Origin of the sequence: Luteibacter aegosomaticola, assembly GCF_023078475.1 — a bacterium.
In the GTDB taxonomy this organism is placed as follows: domain Bacteria; phylum Pseudomonadota; class Gammaproteobacteria; order Xanthomonadales; family Rhodanobacteraceae; genus Luteibacter; species Luteibacter aegosomaticola.
Genome location: NZ_CP095741.1, coordinates 1,838,161 through 1,861,178 on the forward strand (window position 1 = coordinate 1,838,161; position 23,018 = coordinate 1,861,178).

Sequence of the window (23,018 nt, forward strand, 5' to 3'; positions counted from 1 at the left end):
GGAGTTAGTCCAGGCGCAACAGTCGCGCCGCGTTGTCGTGGTACACGTTGCGCAGGATAGCCGAAGATAGCCCCAGCCCGTAGATCGACCAGCGTCCCTGCGGCGGCGTGGCCGCTGGCGCGTAGTCAAAGTACTCGTCATCGGTCTCGAGAAAACGGTAGTAGATCTCGTATAGCTCGTCGCAAAGGCGTTGTTGCGGCACAGCATCGCCGAACGGTGGCGGCACCGCATCGGTGCCAAACAGCACGCGATCCTGGAACCGGTCGATGAATGCGCGACTGCGCCGCGGCTGTCGGCCCAACTCACCGATCCTCGCGCTGATATCGATGAGGGTGTTGGGAAAACGGGCCAGCGTGGTGGCGAGATCGTCCAGCCGTTCGCCCTGGTTGCCGACGTGAAGAAGGACGAAGGTCGTGTTGGGGTGGCGGGCGATCACGCGGTCGCGCGCCGCCATGAGTGCCGCGTGCGTGGGGTAATCGCGGCCGTAGAACGACCAGTCCGGGTGCTGGGCCAGTTCTTCGTAGCGCTCGTTGTGGCGGTCGGTGGGTTCGAAAAAGGCCAGTGGATCGGCCGTGTGCAGGAACACGGGAAGGCCTTGGGCCGCGCAGGTTTCCCACATGGGATCGAAGCGGGGATCATCCAGGCCGACAAGCGCGCCCTGGTCGATGCCTTCACGCAGGTAGAGGCCGAGCGTCTTCAGCAGCTTGAGGCCGCGGGCGCCGAGCCGCGCGGCGTCCGCCAGCGCATCGGCCTGGCGCGCGGGATAATCCGCCTCACCGAACAGGTGGAACGATGGCTCGGTAAGTGTCAGGAACCGCCCGGGCGCGGCCCGGTCGAAGCGGGCGATGGAATCCTCCAGTCCGCGGCCCACGCCGCCGGTGAGATTCACCATGCAGCGGATGCCCTTGCGGTCCATCAGCGGCAGGAGCTCCGCGGGGCTCGCGAACTGCACCATCTCTTCGCCAAGGGATACACCACCGCGAGTGCGCTTCATCCAGGTCAGGTGGGTATGCATGTCGATGACCGGGAAACGCGGTGTTTCGATGCGGGTGCCGGTGTTCGCGAGCATGCTGCGCGGGGCGAAGTCCACCAGGCGGAGGCTGGCGTCCATGGGCGCTGTTTCCAGCGGGTTCTTGCTGGCGCCGCCGGCCGCCGCGCCGCGGGCAGCGGGTGGCGAGCAGCACAGGCAGCCAGCCCAGGCCTCGTCGTGGCGGTCGTCGGTCATCAGCAAGCCCTTAGCGCGAGTAGCGCTGCATGATCTCATGCACCTGGCGGGTGAGCGCCACGGCCTGTTCGAACGGACGCAGCCACATATTGCGGCCGAACATCACGCCGGTGGCACCCTGCTGCATGTAGAACTCCACCTTGCGCAGCACGGCGTCATCGTCGTCGTTCTTTTCGCCACCGGAGAACAGCACGATGGTGCGGCCAGCGGAACGCACAACGCGCGAAGTGCGGCCTGCCGCGTCTTCGTCCAGCGAAGCGTAAGGGCCCGGGACGCCGTCACGGCGATCGTCCGGTTCGTGCAGCTTGACGATGTCCGCGCCCACTTCCAGCGCCACGCGCGCTGCGTAATCCTGGGCGTAAAGCGAACCCTTGCCACCGCGGGCATCGATCGCCGAGCCGCGCGGGTACGACCACAACACCAGCGGCATGCCGTAGCGATCGCAGTCTTCACGCACCTGGCGGAGCTGGCGCAGCTCATCGTGCTGGCGCGGCGAGCCCACGTAGAGTGTGTAGCCGACCGCGTCGGCGCCGAGGCGCACGGCATCTTCGACCGAGGCGAACTGCGGCGAGGTGGCATCGCCATCGCCGGGGATGTTGGTCTTGCCGTTGAGCTTAAGAATCAGCGGCACACGCCCCGCATACTCGCCGATGTATTTCTGGGCCAGCCCGATGCCCAAGGCGATGGCCGAGAAGCCACCGGCCTCGGCCAGGCGAAACTGGTAGCTCGGATCCAGCGCCGGCGGGTGGGGGAAGAAATCCGTCGGGCCGTGCTCCAGGCCCTGGTCCAGCGGCAGGACAAGCAGGGTGCCGTTGCCCGGGCCGTGCCCGTAGAGCATGCGCTGAAGGCGAGTACGCTTCCCCGGAGGCAGGTCGAGGGTGGCCAGGGTGGGGGCGGTGTGCGTCGGGGCTTGCATGTCGTGATTCCTCGGGGCTACTCTGCAATCGAAAGTTTCGTTATCTTTCGTTTTCAACCTATCGAAAGTCAAGCCCCACGATGACCCTTCCGTCCCACGAATCCGCTCCATCCCTTGCAGCCTTGCGCGGCGTGCCTGAGGCCCGGCAACGGGAACTAGGCTACGCCGACACCCTGCGGGAAATCCTGCAACAGCCGTCCACCTGGCGTACCACGGCCGGGTCACAGGGCGTTGCGTTCCGCGCGGTCCTGGACCGCGCCCTGGCCGGCCGCCCCGCACAACTCGCGTTCACCGGTTCGGGCAGCTCGGTTTATGTGGGTGAAGCGCTGGCCCCGGTGTTGCAGGCTGAACTCGGCATCCCGGCTCGCGCAATCCCGGCGGGCGACTTGCTGACCCACCGTGCTGGCGTCTTGCCAGGCCCCGCGGGTCTGCTCGTGTCGATCGCCCGCTCAGGCGACAGCCCTGAAAGTGTCGGCGCGGTGGACGCGGTGCTCGCCAACGCACCGGGCTGGCGCCATCTCGTCATCACCTGCAATGCGCAGGGGCGCCTGGCGACCCGTTACGTGAATGAATCCCGCGTCGAGGTGATCGTGCTGGATCCGCGCACGAACGATCGCAGCCTGGTGATGACGAGCAGCTTCACCAACATGTTGCTCGCGGGCAGTGCGCTCGGCGGCACGCGGCCTGCCGATGGTGCCGCGGCGCTCGTCGAGCGCGTGTTCGATGTGTATGCCGATGCACTGGCCGCCATGGCCGCGGCCGAGCGCGATACCACGGTCTACCTGGGCAGCGCGGGTGCTTACGGCGCGGCCCGCGAGTCCGCGCTGAAGATGCTCGAGATGAGCGGCGGCGATACGGTGACACTGGCCGAGAGTTTCCTCGGCTTCCGCCACGGCCCGATGGCCTGGTTGAATCGCGGCGGTGTGCTGGTCGCGTACCTGTCGGGCGATGGTGCCGTGCGTGCCTACGAGATGGATCTGCTGCGCGAGCTCGATGCGAAGGACCTCGGTGCCACGCGTATCGTGGTGGGCCAGGACATCGAGCCTGGCGTAGCTGGTGAACGTGGGCTGGCGGTCGACCTGCCGGGGCTCTACGCGCTGCCGCCAGCGCAACAATTGCTGGTCCATACCGCGGTGGGCCAGCTGTTCGCTTTCTTCCGCTGCCTGCAGCTAGGCCACCGCCCGGATACGCCCTCAGAAGGCGTACTTACCCGGGTGGTGGGCGAGTTCACCCTGCACGATGGTGATGCCGCGTGAGTACCGTTGTCGTCGCCGGCGAGATGAACGTCGACCTGATCCTTACCGGGATCGACGGCTTGCCAGCGTTCGGCACCGAGCAACTGGCCCGTGGCGCAAGCCAGGTGCCTGGCAGCTCATCGATGATCTGTGCGCTTGGCCTCGCGCGGCTGGGCGACACGGTGCGTTTCATTGGCCGTGCGGGTGATGACGAGCGCGGGCGCTATTGCGCGGCTGCCTTGCGCGATGCCGGCGTGGATACCCGTGGCGTGATCATCGATCCAGCGCATGAAACGGGCCTTACCGTCGCGCTCTCGGGGGCGAGCGATCGCGCGCTGGTGACCTTTCCCGGTGCGATTGCCGAACTTCGCGGCGCCGATGTATCCGACGACATGCTGCAAGGTGCCACGCATTTGCACGTGTCCTCTTACTACCTGCAGGAAAAACTGCAGGGCGATCTCGGCTCGCTATGTACTCGCGCGCACGCGGCGGGCCTGACGGTGTCGCTCGACCCGGGTTTCGATCCGCGCGCCGCCTGGGATGCGGGGCTGCGCGATGTGTTGCCGAGCGTGGATATTTTCCTTCCCAACGCTGTCGAAGCATGTGCGCTGGCCGGAACAGACGATGTCGAAGCCGCCCTGCGCGCGCTTTCGGGCTTTGGGCCGCGCGTCGTCGTCAAGCACGGCCGCGAGGGCTGTCTCGCGCTCGACGGTGAGCACATCGTGCATGTGCCGAGCTTCGCGGTCGACGCGGTGGATACGACGGGCGCTGGCGACAACTTCAACGCCGGTTTCCTGCATGCATGGCTCCGCGGCGAGTCGCTGGTGGCGAGCATGCGCTGGGGTGCGGCATGTGGTGCGTTGTCGACGCGCGCGCTGGGTGGCACGAGCGCGCAGGCGGGCGAAGACGAGGTGCGTGCGTGGCTCGGAGCCCATGCATGATTACCGTCGCTGGATTCAATAGCGCTATCGATCGTCTCGTTGATCTCTCGACCTTGCATCCCGGCGCCGTGAACCGGTGTACCCCTGCGGATGAACGGCCCGGTGGCAAGGGCGTGCATGTGGCGCAGACGCTTGCGGTGCTCGGTATGCCGGTGACCCTGGTGGGTCTATGTGACGACAGCCACGCGGCGGAATTCAGCGAACGCCTGCGGCTGCGCGGCGTCGACTTTCGTGCCGTGCGCTCGCCGGTTCCGTTGCGCCAGTGCCTGGCCATTCGCGAGACCAATGGCCGCATGACCGAAATCCTCGAGCGTAGTGACGATCCGGGTGATGACACCCGCTTCGTGCTCGACCAGGTGTTGCGCCACTGGGCAGGCGAAAGCGAAGCCGTGGTCTGCACGGGCAGCCTGCCGCCAGGTTTCGACCCTGGGTATTACGCGAAGGTCGCAGGTGATCTCGCCTTACCGTGTGCCATCGATGCGAGTGGTGATGCGCTACGCGCCGCCGCCGACGCGTCGCCCTGGCTGCTGAAGCCCAATGCAGCGGAGGCCGCGGACCTTGTTGGTGCGCCTGTCTCCACGCTCGCCGATGCGGCCGTGGTGGCCCGTGCGTTGCACGCGCGTGGCGTGCGCCACGCGGTGCTCACCCTGGGCGGCCTTGGTGCCGTGGGCGTCGATGAGCAGGGCGCCTGGCAGGCCTCGCTCAGCGTGGACGGCGTGCGCAATACCGTGGGCTCGGGCGATTGCTTCCTCGGCGGTCTCGTCGCGGCGCTGGTGCGCGGGGAAGGCATGGCTGACGCGTTGCGCCTTGCGGTGGCCTGTGGCGCCGCGAACGCGCTGGGCGATGAAACAGGATTTGTACGGCTGGATACGGTGGATGGCCTTAGGCCACTCGTCCGTCTCGAGCCCTTGGTGAAATAGCAACAGATCGGGAGAGGGTGGATGGGGAAGGCAGGGTTTCGGGTACGTGCGCTGGTAGCGGCCTGCGCGATGACACTGGCGCCACTGGCGCTGGCGGATACGTTCGGCGAAGGCGCGGTCACGCTGGCGTGGAAGGTGGCGGATGGCCGGGTCAGCGATGTCGTCGTGACCGATCACATCAATCAGCGTGAGCTGCCCATCGCGGTGCCGTTCCAGCTCATGCTGGCCGATGGCAGCGTGCTTGGCCCGGCCGAATTCCGGCTCGACGGCAAGCTCCGCACCGAGACCCTCAAGGCCGACCCGAAGGCTTCGCGCGCTGCGGAGCAGCTGCCCGGCAAGCGCCTGGTCGCGCGCTTCACCGACAAGGACCAGCGCTTTCGCGTCGACGTCAGCTGGGTCCAGCGCAAGGGCTCCGATTACCTGCGTGAAATCGTCACCATCAGCGCGCTGAAGACGGACGAGCCCGTGCGCCGCGTGGATCTGCTGCAGGCGAAGCTGCCTGATTCCGAAGTCGTCGGCAGCGTGGACGGGTCGCCGGTTATTTCCGGGCACGACTGGCTCGGTTTCGAGAACCCGCTCTCGAAAAGCCTGGTCAGCGGCGGCACGAAGGTGCAGCTGTGGGTCGAGCGTGAGTTGCCGTTGCGCAAGGGCACGTCGGTGACCTATTCGGCATCGATTGGCGCCACGCACGACAACCAGCTTCGCCGCGACTTCCTCACCTACATCGAACGCGAGCGCGCGCACCCGTATCGCACCTTCCTGCACTACAACTCGTGGTACGACATCGGCTACTTCACGCCGTATACCGAGCAGCAAGCGCTTGAGCGCATCCACCACATCGGCGAGGAGCTGGCGACCAAGCGTGGCGTTACCCTCGATTCGTTCCTGTTCGATGATGGCTGGGATGACTACAGCGGCACGTGGGCCTTCAGCAAGGATTTCCCGCACGGCTTCAAGCCGCTGGCCGAGGCAGCGAAAGCCTATGGCGCCGCGCCGGGCATGTGGCTCTCCCCGTGGGGTGGCTATGGGCCGCCGTCGAAGGAGCGTGCGAAGCGCGCAGGCGAGGCGGGGTACGAGATTGTCGACAAAGGCATGGCCCTGTCCGGTCCGAAGTACTACCAGCGCTTCCATGACGTGACCATGGCGCTGGTCAAGGACAACGGCGTCAACCAGTTCAAACTCGACGGTACCGGCAATGCCAACAAGGTCTTCCCGGGCAGCGTCTTTGATAGCGACTTCGATGCGGCGATCCACCTGATCGACGACCTGCGTGCCGCCAAACCCGATCTCTTCATCAACCTGACCACGGGTACGCTCGCCTCGCCGTTCTGGCTGATGTATGCGGATTCGATCTGGCGCGATGGTGAGGATGATGAGCTGGTGGGCGTCGGTAGCAAGCGCGAACGCTGGATCACCTACCGCGACCGCGAGACGTACCACAACATCGTCGAGAAGGGACCGCTCTTCCCGCTGAACTCGCTCATGCTGCACGGGATCATCTACGCGCGCGAGAATCGCAAGCTCAACACGGATCCGGGCCATGACTTCGCCAACGAAGTGCACTCGTACTTCGGCAGTGGTACCGCGTTGCAGGAGCTCTACATCACGCCGGAGCTGCTTTCGAACGATGACTGGGACACGTTGGCCGAGGCCGCGCGCTGGTCGCGGACGAATGCCGGCGTACTTCGTGACACCCACTGGGTGGGTGGTGACCCGGGCCGACTCGACGTTTACGGCTGGGCCTCCTGGACCCCGGCGAAAGCGATCCTGACCCTGCGTAACCCGTCGGACAAACCACAGGCTTTCGTCGTCGACCTTGACCGGCAACTCGAGCTGCCGCCTGGCGCGAAGCGCCGCTTCCAGGCACGTAGTCCGTGGAAGGCCGATGCAGGTAAGCCTGTCCAGGCCTTCGATGCGGATACGCCCACCACGATCACGTTGCAGCCGTTCCAGGTGCTGACACTCGAACTGACACCGTAATCCAACCGTGCCCCCGTGCCGCGGGGGCAGCAACCTGGCTGACTCTGGCGATCGCGGGGGCTCCATCGCGAGGGACGGCTTTTGCCTGAAAAATGGGGAGAGCAGGGCATGAAGCAGCGTAAGCGTGTTCTGGCCGCGGTGATCGCGGCGGGCCTGGCCAGCGGGGGAGCGCTGGCGCAATCGACCACGGGCGCCATCAGTGGCCAGGTGGCCCAAGGCACCGGCGACACGGTGCATATCGAAAGCGGTACCGGTTTCCAGCGTGACGTGCCCGTAGACGCGCGGGGCCGCTATGCGATCGCGCAGCTGCCGCTGGGCAACTACACCGTCTCGCTGCGCAAGGCGGGCGCCACCGTGCAATCACGCGAAAACGTGGGGTTGCGCGTGGGTGTCGCGACGGACGTCTCGTTTGCCGCACCCGCCACCGCGTCGGGCGCACAGCAGCTGGAAGGGGTTTCCGTATCGGCCAGCGCCTTGCCGCCGATCGACGTGACCAGCGTCGATTCACGTACGGTGATCACCTCGCAACAGTTGGCCAAGCTGCCGCTTGGCTTCAATGCCGAGGCGGCGGCGCGGCTGGCGCCGGGCGTCGTCGGCAATGCTGGCGGCTTCACCGGTCCTACCGGGCAATCGCTGATCAGCTTCGGTGGCTCGGCCGCCAACGAGAACGCGTACTACATCAATGGATTCAACACGACCGATCCGCTCCAGGCGGCCGGTGGCCTGACGCTTCCCTATGGCTCGATCGATCAGCAGGAGGTCTACACGGGCGGCTATAGCGCCCAGTACGGCCGTTCGGATGGCGGCGTGCTGAACATGGTGGGCAAGCGCGGCACCAACGACTGGCACTTCGGCGGCAAGCTCAGCTGGGATCCGGCTTCGCTGCGTGCCTCGTATGACAACACGTATTACCAGAACGGCCTGCCGCCGGTGCCGGTCGCGGGCAACCTGTACACGCCGCGCAGCAAGAACAGCAACTGGAACACCGTGTACGACGCCTACGTGGGCGGCCCGCTGATCAAGGACAAGCTGTTCTTCTTCGCGTCGGGTGAATGGGCGAAGAGCGAGGGCAACCGCCTGGGAACGGTGACCTCGACCAGCCCCTATACCTCGTACGACTACAAGATGCCCAAGTGGTATGCCAAGGTCGACTGGAATATTTCCGACAGCAACATCCTGGAAGTGACCGGTGCGTCGAACACGCGCGAAACCAGCGGCGATATCTACGGCTACGATTTCAATACGCTTAAGCGCGGTGATGTCATTGGCCACGCCGACACGATCAAGACCGGCGGCAACCTGTGGACGGCCAAGTACACCGGTTACCTTACCGACACGCTGACGCTGAGTGCGCAGTACGGCAAGATGCACACGCAGAACTTCGAAGTGCCCGTCGGTTACAACGATGCGCTTACCTACGTGACCGGCACCGAGAACCAGAACCCCGCGATCACCGGTGGCTCGGCGCGTTCGGCAGGGCAGACCGTGTCGAGCATCTATGACCCTGACCAGGGCAACCGTTCTAACAACCTGCGGATCAGCCTGGCCTGGCAGCTGGGTGATCACACGATCACGGCCGGCATCGATAACCTGCATTCCACCGCGGAGAACCAGGGTGCGCGCACCTCCGGGCCGGGTTATTCGTGGTCGTACGGATTCACCACCTTGCCGGGCAACAGCCCGGCGCCCAGCCTAGGTGTTGCACCGCCGAACAGCACGCTCGACGGTGCCGGTGGCTACTACGCGATGAAGAACGTGTCGTCGGCGGTGGCGACGGTGCGCAGTACGGAGCGTGCGCAATACATCGAGGACCAGTGGCAGGCGAGCGATCGCCTGCTGCTTTCGCTGGGCCTGCGCAACGACCAGTTCACCAACTACAACAGCGACAACCAGCCCTATATCGCGCAAACCAAACCGCAGTGGGCGCCACGGCTTGGCTTCAGCTGGGATGTGGAGGGTGATGCATCGTTCAAGGTCTACGGCAACGCGGGGCGCTATTACCTTGGGTCACCGCTGGCTCCCGCACTGAGCGCCGCTGCCGGATATACCAGCACGACCCAGTACTTTACCTATTCGGGTATCGGTGCCGACGGCACGCCCTCCGGCCTGACGGCGCTATCGGGTCCGGTGTCCGCGAATAACGCGTTCGGCGTGCCGCCTGATCCGCGTACCGTTACGGCGAAGGGCCTGAAGTCCGAGTACCAGGACGAGTACATGCTCGGCTTCAGCAAGAGTATCGATAACCGTTGGGTCTACGGGGCCAAGCTTTCCCGTCGCGTGTTGCGCACGGGGATCGACGATTTCTGCGATGTCGACCGGATCACGAATGCCGCGGCGGCGCAGGGCATTACCGCGGCCTCGGTCAATAGCTGTTACCTGATCAACCCGGGCAAATCGAACACGTTTGTGGTGCTCGATGATGCGGGCAATGCGCACGACGTGAAGCTCAGCAACAAGGAAATGGGCTTCCCGAAGATCAAGCGCAATTACTACGCCCTGGATACGTTCCTCGAGCACCCGTTCGATGGTAGCTGGTATGGCCGGATCGATTACACGTACTCACGCAGCTACGGCAACACGGAAGGGCTGACCCAGTCCAACGTGCAGTCCGATGGTCCCTCGCAGTCGGAAGACTGGGATTTTCCTGCCTTGATGGTCTATAGCAATGGCCTGCAGGGTAATAATCACAAGCACCAGCTCAAGCTCTACGGTTACTGGCAGATCACCCCGGAGTGGATGGTGTCCGGCAATCTCTCCCTGATCTCGGGTAGCCCCTCGACCTGCCTGGGCCTGTTCGGTAACGACAACAGCGATCCGGCGGGCTACAACTCGAACTACCACTTCTGCGACGGCCGCCCGGCACCTCCGGGATCCACCGGCAACATGCCGTGGCAACGCCAGCTCGACCTTGGCCTGCACTGGACCCCGGCCTTCGCCGAACACAAGCTCGGCCTGAACCTCGACGTCTTCAACGTCACCAACGAGCAGGCCACGCTGAGCCTCAACCCGCATTACTACCAGGACGCCACGGCGACCCCGAACCCGCTCTATCGCACCCCGCTGTACCTGCAGGACCCGCGCTACGTCCGCTTCTCCATCACCTACGACTACTAACCTGTAGGAGCGCGCTTGCGCGCGATGTGCTTGCCGCAAGCCCTATCGCGCGCAAGCGCGCTCCTACGAGGGCGTGGTAGACTTCGGAACTTCGCACGTCTTCCGAGAGCTTTCCGGTGCTTACGCCACCCTGAAACATCGCCGTCCCACACTCTGACGGCCGCGGCTTCTTGCCGCGGGGTTGACGCTTGCCGGCTATTTTCCGGCGCACCTGGAACATCCCTCAATGCATACCTCTCGTTGGAACCAGCAGTGGTTCTTCAACGTGCGTGGCGACGTCCTTTCGGGCCTCGTTGTCGCACTCGCGCTTATTCCCGAAGCCATCGCGTTCTCGATCATCGCGGGCGTCGATCCCAAGGTGGGCCTCTACGCGTCGTTCTCGATGGCGGTGGTGATCGCCTTCGCGGGCGGCCGTCCGGCCATGATTTCGGCGGCCACCGGTGCCATGGCGCTGCTGATGGTCGGGCTGGTCAAGGAGCACGGGCTGCAATACCTGTTCCTTACGACGATCTGCACCGGCCTCATCCAGATGGCCATCGGCGCGTTGAAGCTGGGTTCGTTGATGCGCTTCGTCTCGCGTTCGGTCGTGACAGGTTTCGTCAACGCGCTGGCCATCCTGATCTTCCTGGCACAGCTGCCTGAGCTGATCGGCGTGCCCTGGCTGGTTTACCCGATGTGTGCCGCGGGCCTTGGCATCATTTACCTGTTCCCGTATGTCACGAAGGCCGTGCCGTCGCCGCTCGTGGCCATCGTGGTGCTGACGATCGTGGCCATCGTGTTCAAGATGGATATCCACCGTGTCGGCGATATGGGCGCGCTGCCGGATTCGCTGCCGCACTTCCTGTGGCCTGACGTGCCTCTGAACCTGGATACGCTGAAGATCGTGCTCCCGCACGCGTTGACCATGGCCGTGGTTGGGCTGCTCGAGTCGATGATGACGCTGCAGATCGTCAACGACATGACCGACACGCGCTCGAACAAGAACCGCGAGTGCGTTGGCCAGGGCCTCGCCAATATCGCGACGGGCCTCATCGGCGGCATGGCCGGTTGCGCCATGATCGGCCAGTCCGTCATTAACGTGAAATCCGGTGGGCGCGGCCGCCTGTCCACGCTGATCGCGGGCGTGGTGCTATTGATCCTCGTGGTGTTCGGCGCTCCCTGGGTGAGCCAGATCCCCATGGCAGCGCTGGTCGCCGTGATGATCATGGTCTCGCTCAGTACCTTCAGCTGGCGCTCGCTCGCCACGCTGCGTTCGCATCCCACCTCGTCCAGCGTGGTGATGCTGGCGACGGTGGTGGTCACGGTGTGGACCCACGACCTTGCCCGCGGCGTGCTGACCGGCGTCGTCCTCTCGGCGGTGTTCTTCGCCACCAAGGTGGGGCGCATGCTCGATGTGGATAGTTCGCTTGCCGACGACGGGGTACGCACGTATTCGGTCAGGGGCCAGGTGTTCTTCGCCTCGTCCGACCTTTTCGTCGAGACGTTCGACGTGCGCGAGGATGGGCTTTCCGCCGTGGTCATCGACGTCGAAGATGCCCACTTCTGGGACCTGACCGCCGTGGGCGCGCTCGACAAGGTGGTACTCAAATTCCGCGAATTGGGCCTTCCCGTGGAGGTGCGTGGCCTGAACCAAGCTAGCGCCACCCTGGTTACCCGGCTGGGCACCCATGACAAGGAAGGGGCACGTCCGGCTACCGGTCACTGACACCGCAGGTTTCCGTTCCGTTTCGTTGTAGCAGAATACGGCCCAACGAACGTTCGGAGGTTTCCGTGAACATCATCGTGGTCGAGGACGACGAGCGGCTTGGCGCCGCCATCAAGCGTGCGCTGGAACAGCTGACCCATGCCGTGATGTGGCTGCAGACCGGCAACGAGGCGCTGGAGGCCTTGCGCCAGGAGAACGTCGATCTGGTCCTGCTGGACCTGGGCCTGCCCAACAAGGATGGCGTGCAGGTCCTGCGCGAGGCTCGCCGCGCGGGCATCCGTACGCCCATCCTGGTGATGACGGCGCGCGACAGCATCGAGTCGCGCGTGGAGGGCCTGGATGCCGGTGCGGACGACTACCTGGTTAAACCCTTCCATCTCGACGAACTGGCAGCACGCATCCGGTCGCTGGCCCGACGCGCCCAGGGGCTGGCTGATAACGTGATCGAAGCCGGCACGCTGCGCCTTGACGTGGGCCGCATGGAGCTCACCCATGAAGGCCAGCGGATCGAACTCACCCGGCGTGAGTTCGCACTGGTCCACGTCCTGATGGAGCGGGCAGGGCGCATTGTCCGTCGCGAGACGATCGAGCGCTCCGTCTACGGCAACGAATCGGATGTCGGCCCCAACGCCCTCGAAGTGCTGGTGCACGCGCTGCGTCGCAAGCTCGGGCCGGATAGCATCCGAACCGTGCGCGGCTTTGGCTACATGGTGCCGACGGATCCCGCGTGACCGACGATTCGCTCCAGCGCCGCCTGCGCCGCTACGTGATGTTCGCGGTGCTCGCGGTGTTGCTGCCGCTCGGGTTGCTTACGGCCGTGCGGACCATCGACGAGATGAATGACCTCTCGGATATCCGCTTGCGGCAGACTGCCGAGACCCTCGATGCATTGCTGCGCCAGACCGGCGTCGCGGCACTCCCGATCCAGGAGCGGCTGGAAGCGCTGCCCTCGGTGCCGGTGGTGGCGAACGGGCAGGGGCCCGCATCCACGTTTGAGGCGGAAGTGGGCTACCGGGTGACCGATAAGGACGGCGATACCTTGCTCGTGACGGACAACATGCGCGACCTGCCTCGCGAGCTTGCCGCGGATGGCGTGATTCGCTCGTTCGAGGTGCACCGCAGGCGCTGGCACGTGTATACCCGCATGGATCCCACCCTGGGTGTGACCATCAGCGTGGCCGAACGCCACGATTCGCGTCGCGACATGACCAACGCCGTGGCGGTGGAGCGGACGCTACCGATCGTCGTTGGCCTGCCGCTCCTGTTGCTTGCCCTGCGCTGGGCGGTTCGCCGCGGCCTGCGCCCGCTGGAAGTGCTTGCAGGCGTGCTTTCCCGGCGGCGTCCGGGTGAGCGAGAGCCGGTGGTGCTGGCCGATTCGCCACGTGAAGTCACGCCGCTTGTCGACGCGCTGAATGCACAGATCGACACGATTGAATCCGCCCTGGAGCGTGAGCGGCGTTTCAGTGCCGATGTGGCGCACGAGCTGCGCACGCCTATCGCGGCCACCATGATCAACCTCGACAGCGTGGCGGTGTTCGGTGCCGATGACGCTTCGCCCTCGGCCTTGCCCGACGCACTGGCTAGCTTGCGCCTGCTTTCGCGCCGTACCGACCAGCTACTCGTGCTGGCACACCTGGATGAGCACGCGCACCTGCCGCTAGTGCAGGTAGATCTGGCTGCCGTGGCGCGCGATGTCGTGGCCGAATGGTCGCCGACGGTCGACTGCACGCGCTTCTCGCTCGCCGTGGGCCTGCCACCCGTACCGGTGGTCGTGATGGGCTACCCCGCGGCGCTTTCCGCCATGCTGCGCAACCTGCTGGAAAACGCGGCCCGCCACGCGCCGATGGGCGGCCGTGTGGTGCTGGCGGTGGAGGCTGGTGACGGGGAAGCCTGCATGGATGTCATGGACGATGGCCCCGGCATCCCGCCCGAGCGTCGAGCCGCCGTATTCGCGCGGTTCCACCGCGAGGCGACGGGTCTCGGCGACGGCTTTGGCGTGGGCCTGTCGATCGTGCAGCGCGTCGCGCAACTGCACGGTGCCGCAGTGAGTCTCGAGGACGCGCCGTGGGGCCACGGCCTTCGCGTGCACGTGCGCATGCCGCTCGCACCCGCGGGGGCCGCCGCTTAGGCGTTCGTTCCCTGCGCACCGAGCAGCATCGCGACACGTCGCGCGGTCTGCTCCGGGCCGGCCTCGTCACAGGTGATGCCCGCGTTGCGTGCTCCGTAAGGTGCATAACGCAGGGGATCGGTGCGGTTGAACAGCCCGATCGCCGTGGCCCGTGTCGCCGCCGCGAGATGCATCACGCCGCAATCCGCGCTGATGTAGATGCCAGCCGCTTCGATGAAGGCCGCGAGCTTGCGCGGATCGCTGGTGAAATACGTGGGATAGGTGTTATCGAGCCGAGACAGGCCATCGGCCGCCACGAGTTCGACCACGCGGCGTTCGCCGATCCGCTCGAACAGCGCGGCGAGGAACGCTTGCCACCACGACGCGTCCTGGCACTTCGCACCGGTGGCGTTGGGGAAGATGGCGAGCACGGGCGCATCGCGGTCGCTGTTCGCTTCCAGCACGCGGTTCAGCGTGGCCATGCCTTTGGCCCGTTCGGCGTCACCCAGGCGCAGATCGAGCAGCGGCCATGCACCGGCAGGCACACCCAGGGCTTCGCGCAGCGCATGTACCGGACGCGCGGCGAAATGCGCCGGTGCGTCACGCATGCCTTCCACGCGTAACTGGAACCGCGCCCGCGCGAGGCTCGCGGCGAGCCGGCCAGACGATGAGCCGGAGGCCGCATCGATCACCAGGTCGTAGCGCTTCGAACGCAGGCGGCTGAGCGTGCGGATCGTGGCAATCGGGTGGCGCACCGCGCGCCGGTCGATCAGGAACAATTCTCCGAGCGATGAGAACCCCGCAAAGATGCTGCGTGCAGCACCCCCGGAGGCTAGCAGGTCGACCTCGGCTCCCGGGAAGTGCGTTTCAAGTTCGGCCAATAGCGGCGTCACCATTAGCGTATTGCCCAGCCGGTGATTCGGGCGGCAGACGAGGATGCGCTGCATGCCGCTGCGCGGAAGTTGCCCCGGCGCTACGACATTGCCTGCGGAAGGAAACGCTTTACGAACGAACCAGGCCATGGCCCGGCGGCGAAAGGCTTGCAGGCGCCCATGCATGGGCGTGCGCTTTCCTTCCGTGGAAGCCGTGCTGCGTGACGAAGCGACGATCGAAGACATGCGTAGTCCGAAAAGCGCCCGGACTGGCCGGGCGATACGCGTACCTTGCCTCCCCGACCTTAGTCGCTCCTGTCAGCCAGATGACGGGAGGCTTACTTAGCCTAGCCTTAGCTGAGCAAAACCCAAATGCACCTGCGCGACGCGAAGGTGCCGCTAAGGATCGTTCGCGATGCTCCGCGCTCCAAGGAGATGGCTGATGTTTCTGGCAGTACTTTTCATATGCACCATCGTGGCGTTCACGATCAGCGCGGTGAGCGGCGGCGGGGCAGGCCTGGTGTTGATGCCTGTCCTGCGCGCGGGCTTGCCCATGGCGCAGGTGCCTGTCGCGTTGTCGCTCGGCAGCGCCGCGAGTTCGGTGATGCGGATGGGCGTGTTCATCCGCCATATCGACTGGCGCATCGTGCGCTGGTTCGTACCCGCATCGTTACCCGGTGCGCTGTTGGGCACGTGGCTTCTTCGCCATGCGAGCCCAGCGTATGCCGAGCTCGTCATCGGGCTGTTCCTCATGGGCAACCTGCCGATGCTATGGCGCAAGCCTCGTATCGTTGCGGCATCTCGCCCGGCGACGCATGGCACGCTGGCCGTCATCGGGTTCCTGGCGGGCGGGATATCGGGCTTCACCGGCGCGGTGGGCCTCCTCTTCAACGGCTTTTACCTCCGCTACGGGCTTTCGCGCGAGCGGCTCGTGGCGACGCGGGCGGCGAACGAGATCGTGCTCCACCTCGTCAAGCTCGTGCTTTACGCGTACTTCGGTCTAATGACGCGTGAGGCACTGGTGGCCGGTGCCGTCCTTGGCGCCGCAGCCATCGTTGCGGCGTTCGTATCGCGTCAGGTCATTCCGCGGCTGGGCGAAGCGTTGTTCCGGCGCGCGGGTTACGCCGCGATGATCGTGGCCGGCGTCGCGATGCTCGATGGTTCGACGGCGGACCTTGCGCAGCGGCATGGCGTCACCGTACAGGCCAGCCGCGTGGCCGGAGGTTTCGATGCCCAGGTTCGTGGATTCGGTCGCGAGGCCACCCTGGAATTCCGGCGCACGGAGGCCATGGAGGTTGAGTACGTGGTGGCTGTCGCCGACCTCCCACACCACGTGCGCACACAGGTTGAACAACTGGCCGAAGGCGCGGATCACGTCATGGTGGAGGCCGTGCACACGCTCACGCGCCGCGCCTTCGAGGTGCATGTGTGGCGCGGAGGTGTGATGGAGAAGTACACCCTTTGAGGCTTACTTCCGTGCGCTTAGCGGATCCGCCCTGAGCCCGGTGTAACCGTGAAGGGTGTCGAGCGATGCCGTAGGGTCCGCTTTCGTGTCGTGCGCCAGGTTCGTCAGAAGCGGGAGCAGGTCGCGCGTGCTCTCGCCATGCGAGGGCGTATCGGTATCGTCGATGAGCTGGCCGACCATGTACTTCTTCACGTGCGTGTCCTGGCTGGCGTCGTGCTGGATGCTGGCCGAGACGAGCTTGCCCTTGGCATAGGCGATATCGGTGCTGGCGTGCGCCGAGTCATCGATCTGCGTGTAGTTGTAATTCTGCGAGCCGAGCTTGTCGGTGAGGTGCAGCGGCGTGTCGGGCCATGGCGACGTGTGGAAGCTCGCCGTCAGGTGGCTGGCCAGCGTCTGCGTGAGGTGGCGATCGCTGGCGTTGCGTCCGCTCAGCGTGGTCGATTGGGAAACGTCATAGTTGAACGTGTCCAGCTCGTCACCGTGCATGGGATTGGGCGCGCTGCTGGCTTGCGAGATCGATGCGTTGAAATCGGCGAGACCGGTCAGCAAGGCGTGGTCCGTGCTGGAAAGGGCGCGCGTGGTGCCGCGCGTGGATGCGCTGGTGGGGGAGGTCGGGTAATGGCTGTTGAGCTGGCTGAACCCGTCCTTGAACAGGGCGACCAGTGACGCATCAGCGTGGCCCCGGCTTGCGGCGGCATCCACCTGGCCAAGGTAGCTCGCCACCGCGGCATCGCGCTGCGTGCGGTTGCCCCAGGTCGCGGGTTGGCTCATGTCCAGGTCCATCGCGATGGAACCCGATGGGCCATCGACCTTGAGCGATCGGGCATCGGTACCCGTATGCAGTGCGATGGTTTCGTGCACGCCTGGCATGGTCGCGACCGTGGCGTTCAGGTCGACGCTGCTGAGTACCGAGGTGTCGGCACCCATCAGGCCATCGAGCGAGAGCGAGGGAGGCTGTTTGCTGAGGCCATCCACGGCATCCTGGAAAGCGCTCGCAAGGCTGGCGATAGCCTGCTTCTCGCTGTCGGTAAGCGTGCGGTCCGAGTTCAGGCTGACGGAGAGGCCACTCGATGACGCGTTGAGGGCTAGCTTGACCGTCGCCCCGCTGGCCGTGCGGATACCGAGGCTGATGGCCGCATCGGCGCCGCTTGAGCTGGCGGCATCGGTGCTGAAATTCGTGCCTTCGGTGTTGAACCGCCCGAGCAGGGCTTGCCCCAGTCCGGCAAACACGGTGCTGCTATTGGCGGATGCCGCATTGCGCGTGATGATCGCGGCGATCGCGTCGTCCGACGACGGATCGACGGCCGCCTTGGAGGCATCGCCATAGGTGGCCGCGGCCGACTGTGCCGCGGATGGCTCGAACACGACGGACGGCTTCGCGACGGCGGCGGTCGCCGCCGTGGGCCGCGAGGCGAGCGCAACGATCCGATCCTGCCAGGAGGTGGGTGCGGTGGGCGTGCTGGTTTTCAGGAGAAGGGGATTCACAACGATCCTTCGTCAGATTCTCCCATGCGTAACGGCGGGCGGCCCCTTATCTTGAGGCCGCCCGCCACGCCGTGATCATCACGCCATCATTAATGGGCGACTTCGAGCAGGACTTCCAGTTCCACCGGCACGCCCAGGGGCAGGCTAGCCATGCCGAGCACGACGCGAGGGGCGAGCAGCTCATCGCCGAAGACGCTTGCCATGAGCTCAGACGCGCCATCGGCGATGGCCGGGTGCTCACGAAAATCGCCCACCGTCGCGATGTAGATGCCGAGTTTGGCGACGGCGGTGACCCGGTCAAGCGAGCCCAGGAACTCCCTGGCTGCGGCGAGTGCGCTGAGGGCGGCCATTTCCGCAGCCTTGCGGCCCTCGGCCACGCTCAGTGCCTCGCCCACGCGGCCCAGCAGGGGCAGGTCGTGGCCTACGGCCGGCAACATGCCGCTGAAGTACACCATGTTGCCGACCCGCACCGCCTCGACGTACTTGCCGAACGGTGACGGCGGCGGGGGCAGCGTGATGCCGAGTTCCACCAGCCGCCGTTCTGCGCCAGCGGCATGCGCTTGCGGGGCGTTCATTACCACTTACCCAGATGGGCGCCGCCATCCACGCGGAGCGCCTCACCGGTGACGCGCGGGGCCTCCGTGACGAACACCACGGCGTCCACGATTTCCTGGATGCTCGAGATGCCGTTGATCGGCGACAACGTGGCCAGGATCTCCTTCGGGCCATTCGCATGCATCGGCGTATCGACAATGCCCGGGCCGACGGTGTTCACGCGGATGCCCTGCGTGGCGTATTCCATCGCGAGGTTCAGCGAGGCCGACTCGATACCGCCCTTGGTGATCATCGCCACGCTAGCCGGCACGCCCGCGATCGGGTGATCGGCCAACGGAGAGGTGATGCTGGTGATGGCGCCACCGGTGCCCTGGGCGAGCAGTTGCTTCACCACGCGCTGGGTCATGTAGAGAAAGCCATCGAGGTTGGTTGCCAACAGCTGGCGGTAGTCCTCTTCGGTCGTGTCGGTGAACGGCTTGGCGATGAAGACGCCAGCGTTGTTCACCAGGCCGTCGACCTTGCCGAACGCCTTGACCGCGGCGTTCACCACGGCTTCGGCGGTGGCGGCATGGGCGACGTCGCCGTCGATGCGCACCAGGCGCTCCGACACCGGCAGCTCCTTCGATGCGCTCACGTTGCGGGAGGTGGCGACCACGTTGTAACCGCGATCGAGGAAGGTCTTGACGAGGCCCGCGCCGATACCCTGCGAAGCGCCCGTGACGATGATGGTTTTAGCGTTCATAAGTAACTCCGGATCTATGGGGGAGGTGTCTTGCTGGAGGGGTATGCTCCGCCGATCCGGATTGCTTGATTAGACGGAAAAGTCTGGAAACTCTTTTCCATTTATGGAAAAGTGGCCGCATGGTCGATCTCAACGACATCGAGGTCTTTGTCCGCGTGGCCCAACTGGGCAGCTTCAGCCGCGCCGCGCAGGCACTGGGCATGCCGGTGTCCACCGTCAGCCGGCGGGTGACCACGCTGGAAGAGTCGCTGGGCGTGACCCTGCTCCAGCGCAGCACGCGCAAGCTCAGCCTTACCGTGCAGGGCAGGGCTTATTACGAACAGTGCAGCGAACCCCTGCATGAGTTGCACGATGCGGAGCGCGCGCTCACGCAGACCCAGCGCGCGCCGGAAGGCCTGTTACGCATCTCGGTGCCGGTCATCCTTGGCCAGCCCCCGTTCTTCGAATTCGTCTCCGATTTCATGCGGGCGTACCCGCGCATCCGCGTCGATCTGCACATCACCAACGCGTTCCTCGACCTGATTGGGGAGAACATCGACGTCGCGATCCGCTACGGCGATCTGCACGATTCGTCGCTCGTGGCGCGCAACATCGGCACCAGCGAGCGCTACGTGGTCGCCACCCCCGGCTTTCTCGCCGGACGCGCGCTGCCACAGAAGCCGGCGGACCTTGCCAGCTTCGAATGCGTGATGATCAATGCCCGGAACAACCAGGCGGAATGGGTGCTGGTGAAGGGCAGGCGCACGGAACGCGTGCACGTGAACGGCCCGCTATCCAGCCGTGATTTCAACTCGGTCAGTGCGTTCGTGTATCACGGGCATGGGGTTGGCTTCCTGCCCACCGCCTACTGTGACGAACGGATTGCTTCCGGCGAACTGGTGCGCTTGCTGCCGGATTGGGCGTCGCCGGAATTCCCGGTGCACGCCGTGTACCCGACGCGGCGCTTCATGCCGCAGCGGCTGCAGGTGTTCCTGGATGCGCTGGCGGCGTGGCAAAGCCCGTCGTGGCGACGGGCCTGATCGAAGCGGGCCTGATCGAAGAAGGAACGGGCGGAACCGGTTAGCGGTGACGGCGGCGCGTTTCGTCGCGCTTGACCTCGATGCGAACAGGGCGCGGCTTGCGCCGTAGCGTGATCCAGAAGGCCGCTTCAAAAAGGGCGCCCGCAGCAAAGAGGAACATGGCGCCGGTAGCGAAGCCTGCGATGTAGAACGCGGCGCCGGCACTGAGGATCGCTGCCAGGATCGTGAAACGCTTCATTGCTGCTCCTGTCGGAAGTCGACTGACCTTGGTGTAGGACGTGGGGCCAGCATCGCATGAAAGCCAGCCAGGTGGCTGAATGTTGAGAAAAAGCCCCAGGTGCGCCCCACTGACTGCAATTAGCCCGGATAAAACCGGCAAAAGCGTGATGCGCATCACGTTTTGGTGGTAGCGTAAGGTTTCGCGTGTCCGGGCAGGCGGGCAAGCCGGTGCCTTACCGTGGGGTGGGGCGGCTTCGGCATTCGTCGTGGGGAGAGCACGCGTGGTTGCCCAACGTCCGGCGGCCCCGGCGTTCCGCTATCGGGCCTTCATCAGTTATAGCCACCGGGACAAAGCCTGGGCGGCGTGGCTGCACCGCGCGCTCGAGCGTTACACCATCCCCCATCGCCTCGTCGGCACGTTGACCGAGACCGGTGTGGTGCCGCGCCGGCTCAGTCCCATATTTCGCGACGCCGATGAACTTGCCACGGCCCGCGATCTCGGCCAGAAGGTCACCCAGGCGCTCGGGCAATCGGCGTGCCTGGTGGTGGTCTGCTCTCCGGCTGCAGCTTTGTCCCGTTGGGTCGATGAAGAGATCCGGACCTACCAGCGCCTCGGTGGCGGCGAGCGGATCTTCTGCCTCGTGGTCGGCGGTGAGCCCAACGCCAGCCGCATCCCCGGCCGTGGGGCCGAGGAATGTTTTCCGCCTGCGTTGCGCCAGCGCTACGACGCGGAGGGCGGCCTCAGCGACGACGTCATCGAGCCACTCGCTGCGGATGTCCGTTCCGGCGGCGACGGCAAGGCCGATGCACTGTGCAAGCTGGTGGCGGGGATGCTGGGCGTCGGCCTCGATACCCTGAAGCGACGCGACCTGCAGCGCCGCGCACGGCGCGCGGTGGCGCTCTCCGCCGTGGCCCTGGCCGTGGCGCTGGTAATGACCCTTCTTGCGCTCCGTGCGACCCTCGCACGGCGAGATGCCGTGGTCGCAAGCCACGTCGCGGAGCGCCGGCAGAAGGATGCAGAGGATCTGGTCGCCTTCATGCTGGGTGACCTGAATGACCGGCTGGCCCAGGTATCGCGGCTGGATATCCTCGAAGCGGTGGATGACCGCGCGATGGCGTATTTCCAGGCCCAGCCCACGAACGAGGTGAGCGACCGGGCTTTGCTCCAGCGTGCGACGGCGCTGGAAAAGATTGGCAGCGTGCGACTGGATCAGGGGCGGCTGGATGCGGCGCTCGCATCGTACGAAGCGGCGCGCGTCGTTGCCGTCCGGCTGGCGGCCGACCAGCCTTCCGACGTGTCCCGCCAGGGGTTGCTCGGAGAGATCACGACCTTCATTGGCATGGTGCACTGGCGGCAGGGCCGGCTGGATGACGCGCAGCGCACGTTCGCTGACGCACGCGGCGTGTTGGTCGCTGCGGAACAGGCGTCGCCCACGAACGATGACCTGCACTTCCAGCTTGCCCTGCTCGATAACAACATGGGACGGGTGATGGAAGCGCGCGGTGCGCTGGATGAGGCGGGCGCGCATTACCGCGACATGCTCGGCCGCTTGCAACGTCTTGCGGCGGCCGATGGCGGCAATGTGGATGTTGCGGAGTGGCTCGGGTCCGCGCATTACAACCTGGGCAAGCTGGCATTGATGCGCGGCGAGCTTGCCCACGCCGTGGCGGAATTTTCTGCCGACGAAGCCATCCAGGCACGGCTGAGCCGTGCCGAGCCCAAGGATGCCAATCGCCAGGACAGCCTGCTCAACGTGCAGGCCATGCTCGGCCGTGTACAGGTGCTCGCGGGCGATGTGCCTGCGGGGACGGCGCGCCTGCAACAAGCGGTCGACGCCGCGCGCGCGCTCGTTGCCCTCGACCTGAGCAACACGGATGCGCAGGAGCACGTCGCGCTGTTCTCCATCCAGCTCGCGCGTCTGCGCCGACTCGCGGGGGAGCACGCGGCCGCGCGCGATCTCCTTGCAGCGGCCATGCCCATCTTCGCGATGCTGCGCAAGCAGGACCCGCGTAACGCCGCGTGGCAGCGCGAGTACGCCGAAGCCCAGGTCGAGGCATCGGCCCAGGCGTTGCTGCGCGGTGATCGCGTGGCGGCCAACGCCGCCGCAAACGACGCCATGCGCTGGCTAGGGCCACTGCGCGCCGCACAACCCGCCGACCGGGCGACGCTGCTTGCCGCGCTCAGCGCGTGCCTCGCGGCCGCGGATGCCGCGCCCGACGCTGTTGCAGCGCGCATGCTTCGCGAGCGCGCACTGGGCGAGGCCGGTGCGGATGGGGCCCAGGCGGACCCCCGGCTCCTCGCGTTACGGACCGAGGCCATGCTCGCGCTTGGACGCCGGGCGGATGCCGCGCCACTCATCGAAACGTTGCGGGTAGCGGGCTACCGCGACCCCGCGCTCGTACAGCGCCTGCGCAGCCAGCACATTGATTACCCCGTCAACGAGGCCTTCCAGCGCGAGCTGGTCGCCGCGACGGGCGGCAGCCGTTAGCAGGGTCACAACGTAGTCCACCCCAGCAG

At 65.7% G+C, this 23,018-nt stretch carries 18 protein-coding genes; 11 read left to right on the forward strand and 7 right to left on the reverse strand.

The features are described from left to right. Positions 1-4: 4 nt before the first annotated feature. Both L2Y96_RS08105 and L2Y96_RS08110 read right to left on the reverse strand, forming a co-directional pair. Positions 5-1,225 (reverse strand): amidohydrolase family protein, encoded by a 1,221-nt coding sequence (locus L2Y96_RS08105; protein ID WP_247335281.1) that lies wholly within the window; start codon positions 1,223-1,225, stop codon positions 5-7. A 10-nt stretch (positions 1,226-1,235) separates the two neighbouring features. Continuing rightward, on the reverse strand, positions 1,236-2,141 hold the full coding sequence (locus L2Y96_RS08110) for a class I fructose-bisphosphate aldolase (protein WP_247335283.1): 906 nt from the start codon (positions 2,139-2,141) through the stop codon (positions 1,236-1,238). An 80-nt stretch (positions 2,142-2,221) separates the two neighbouring features. Here L2Y96_RS08110 and L2Y96_RS08115 point away from each other — a divergent pair, with 80 nt between their 5' ends. The 8 genes from L2Y96_RS08115 to L2Y96_RS08150 all read left to right on the forward strand — a co-directional run bounded on the left by L2Y96_RS08115 (position 2,222) and on the right by L2Y96_RS08150 (position 14,164). Further along, complete coding sequence (locus L2Y96_RS08115; protein WP_247335285.1) at positions 2,222-3,397, forward strand: SIS domain-containing protein; 1,176 nt, start codon at positions 2,222-2,224, stop codon at positions 3,395-3,397. Beyond that, a complete protein-coding gene (locus L2Y96_RS08120; RefSeq protein ID WP_247335287.1) occupies positions 3,394-4,317 on the forward strand; it encodes a carbohydrate kinase family protein in 924 nt (307 codons plus the stop codon). Before L2Y96_RS08115 ends, L2Y96_RS08120 begins: the two co-directional genes overlap by 4 nt. Further along, positions 4,314-5,237: a 1-phosphofructokinase family hexose kinase gene (locus L2Y96_RS08125; protein WP_247335290.1), complete on the forward strand. Its 924-nt coding sequence runs from the start codon at positions 4,314-4,316 to the stop codon at positions 5,235-5,237. The genes L2Y96_RS08120 and L2Y96_RS08125 overlap by 4 nt, the downstream gene beginning before the upstream one ends. 69 nt (positions 5,238-5,306) lie before the next feature. After that, positions 5,307-7,217 (forward strand): alpha-galactosidase, encoded by a 1,911-nt coding sequence (locus L2Y96_RS08130; RefSeq protein ID WP_247335292.1) that lies wholly within the window; start codon positions 5,307-5,309, stop codon positions 7,215-7,217. Between the two features lie 108 nt (positions 7,218-7,325). After that, positions 7,326-10,331 carry a TonB-dependent receptor domain-containing protein gene (locus L2Y96_RS08135; RefSeq protein ID WP_247335294.1) on the forward strand — a complete coding sequence of 1,002 codons (3,006 nt, stop codon included), beginning with the start codon at positions 7,326-7,328 and terminating at the stop codon, positions 10,329-10,331. A gap of 226 nt (positions 10,332-10,557) precedes the next feature. Continuing rightward, positions 10,558-12,036 (forward strand): SulP family inorganic anion transporter, encoded by a 1,479-nt coding sequence (locus L2Y96_RS08140; RefSeq protein ID WP_247335296.1) that lies wholly within the window; start codon positions 10,558-10,560, stop codon positions 12,034-12,036. Between the two features lie 65 nt (positions 12,037-12,101). Next, on the forward strand, positions 12,102-12,767 hold the full coding sequence (locus L2Y96_RS08145; protein ID WP_247335298.1) for a response regulator: 666 nt from the start codon (positions 12,102-12,104) through the stop codon (positions 12,765-12,767). Further along, the gene (locus tag L2Y96_RS08150) at positions 12,764-14,164 is read left to right on the forward strand and encodes an ATP-binding protein (protein WP_247335301.1); all 1,401 of its coding nucleotides are present in this window, start codon (positions 12,764-12,766) and stop codon (positions 14,162-14,164) included. The genes L2Y96_RS08145 and L2Y96_RS08150 overlap by 4 nt, the downstream gene beginning before the upstream one ends. Here L2Y96_RS08150 and L2Y96_RS08155 read toward each other — a convergent pair. After that, positions 14,161-15,261, reverse strand: coding sequence for a glycosyltransferase family 9 protein (locus L2Y96_RS08155; protein WP_247335303.1), 1,101 nt, complete (start codon positions 15,259-15,261; stop codon positions 14,161-14,163). The two genes, L2Y96_RS08150 and L2Y96_RS08155, sit on opposite strands and share 4 nt — an antisense overlap. A gap of 196 nt (positions 15,262-15,457) precedes the next feature. Here L2Y96_RS08155 and L2Y96_RS08160 point away from each other — a divergent pair, with 196 nt between their 5' ends. After that, positions 15,458-16,480, forward strand: coding sequence for a sulfite exporter TauE/SafE family protein (locus L2Y96_RS08160; protein WP_247335306.1), 1,023 nt, complete (start codon positions 15,458-15,460; stop codon positions 16,478-16,480). A 3-nt stretch (positions 16,481-16,483) separates the two neighbouring features. Here L2Y96_RS08160 and L2Y96_RS08165 read toward each other — a convergent pair whose 3' ends face one another. The 3 genes from L2Y96_RS08165 to L2Y96_RS08175 all read right to left on the reverse strand — a co-directional run bounded on the left by L2Y96_RS08165 (position 16,484) and on the right by L2Y96_RS08175 (position 19,262). Continuing rightward, positions 16,484-17,965, reverse strand: a complete 1,482-nt coding sequence (locus L2Y96_RS08165; RefSeq protein ID WP_247335309.1) for a hypothetical protein — start codon at positions 17,963-17,965, stop codon at positions 16,484-16,486. An 89-nt stretch (positions 17,966-18,054) separates the two neighbouring features. After that, positions 18,055-18,540 (reverse strand): RidA family protein, encoded by a 486-nt coding sequence (locus L2Y96_RS08170; RefSeq protein WP_247335323.1) that lies wholly within the window; start codon positions 18,538-18,540, stop codon positions 18,055-18,057. Continuing rightward, complete coding sequence (locus L2Y96_RS08175; protein ID WP_247335325.1) at positions 18,540-19,262, reverse strand: SDR family NAD(P)-dependent oxidoreductase; 723 nt, start codon at positions 19,260-19,262, stop codon at positions 18,540-18,542. Before L2Y96_RS08175 ends, L2Y96_RS08170 begins: the two co-directional genes overlap by 1 nt. A gap of 119 nt (positions 19,263-19,381) precedes the next feature. Between L2Y96_RS08175 and L2Y96_RS08180 the strand changes: the two genes are divergently transcribed. Then, positions 19,382-20,281, forward strand: coding sequence for a LysR family transcriptional regulator (locus L2Y96_RS08180; protein ID WP_247335327.1), 900 nt, complete (start codon positions 19,382-19,384; stop codon positions 20,279-20,281). 40 nt (positions 20,282-20,321) lie between these two features. Here the strand turns inward: L2Y96_RS08180 and L2Y96_RS08185 are convergent, their stop codons facing one another. Then, positions 20,322-20,675, reverse strand: coding sequence for a hypothetical protein (locus L2Y96_RS08185; RefSeq protein WP_247335328.1), 354 nt, complete (start codon positions 20,673-20,675; stop codon positions 20,322-20,324). 106 nt (positions 20,676-20,781) lie between these two features. Here L2Y96_RS08185 and L2Y96_RS08190 point away from each other — a divergent pair, with 106 nt between their 5' ends. Further along, positions 20,782-22,989, forward strand: coding sequence for a toll/interleukin-1 receptor domain-containing protein (locus L2Y96_RS08190; RefSeq protein WP_247335330.1), 2,208 nt, complete (start codon positions 20,782-20,784; stop codon positions 22,987-22,989). Positions 22,990-23,018: the final 29 nt, after the last annotated feature.

Coding starts and splice junctions, on each gene's coding strand:
- L2Y96_RS08105 (WP_247335281.1), bottom strand. CDS start 1,225: ATGACCGACGACCGCCACGACGAGGCCTGGGCTGGCTGCCTGTGCTGC.
- L2Y96_RS08110 (WP_247335283.1), bottom strand. CDS start 2,141: ATGCAAGCCCCGACGCACACCGCCCCCACCCTGGCCACCCTCGACCTG.
- L2Y96_RS08115 (WP_247335285.1), top strand. CDS start 2,222: ATGACCCTTCCGTCCCACGAATCCGCTCCATCCCTTGCAGCCTTGCGC.
- L2Y96_RS08125 (WP_247335290.1), top strand. CDS start 4,314: ATGATTACCGTCGCTGGATTCAATAGCGCTATCGATCGTCTCGTTGAT.
- L2Y96_RS08130 (WP_247335292.1), top strand. CDS start 5,307: ATGACACTGGCGCCACTGGCGCTGGCGGATACGTTCGGCGAAGGCGCG.
- L2Y96_RS08135 (WP_247335294.1), top strand. CDS start 7,326: ATGAAGCAGCGTAAGCGTGTTCTGGCCGCGGTGATCGCGGCGGGCCTG.
- L2Y96_RS08140 (WP_247335296.1), top strand. CDS start 10,558: ATGCATACCTCTCGTTGGAACCAGCAGTGGTTCTTCAACGTGCGTGGC.
- L2Y96_RS08155 (WP_247335303.1), bottom strand. CDS start 15,261: ATGTCTTCGATCGTCGCTTCGTCACGCAGCACGGCTTCCACGGAAGGA.
- L2Y96_RS08160 (WP_247335306.1), top strand. CDS start 15,458: ATGTTTCTGGCAGTACTTTTCATATGCACCATCGTGGCGTTCACGATC.
- L2Y96_RS08170 (WP_247335323.1), bottom strand. CDS start 18,540: ATGAACGCCCCGCAAGCGCATGCCGCTGGCGCAGAACGGCGGCTGGTG.
- L2Y96_RS08175 (WP_247335325.1), bottom strand. CDS start 19,262: ATGAACGCTAAAACCATCATCGTCACGGGCGCTTCGCAGGGTATCGGC.
- L2Y96_RS08180 (WP_247335327.1), top strand. CDS start 19,382: ATGGTCGATCTCAACGACATCGAGGTCTTTGTCCGCGTGGCCCAACTG.
- L2Y96_RS08185 (WP_247335328.1), bottom strand. CDS start 20,675: ATGCGCATCACGCTTTTGCCGGTTTTATCCGGGCTAATTGCAGTCAGT.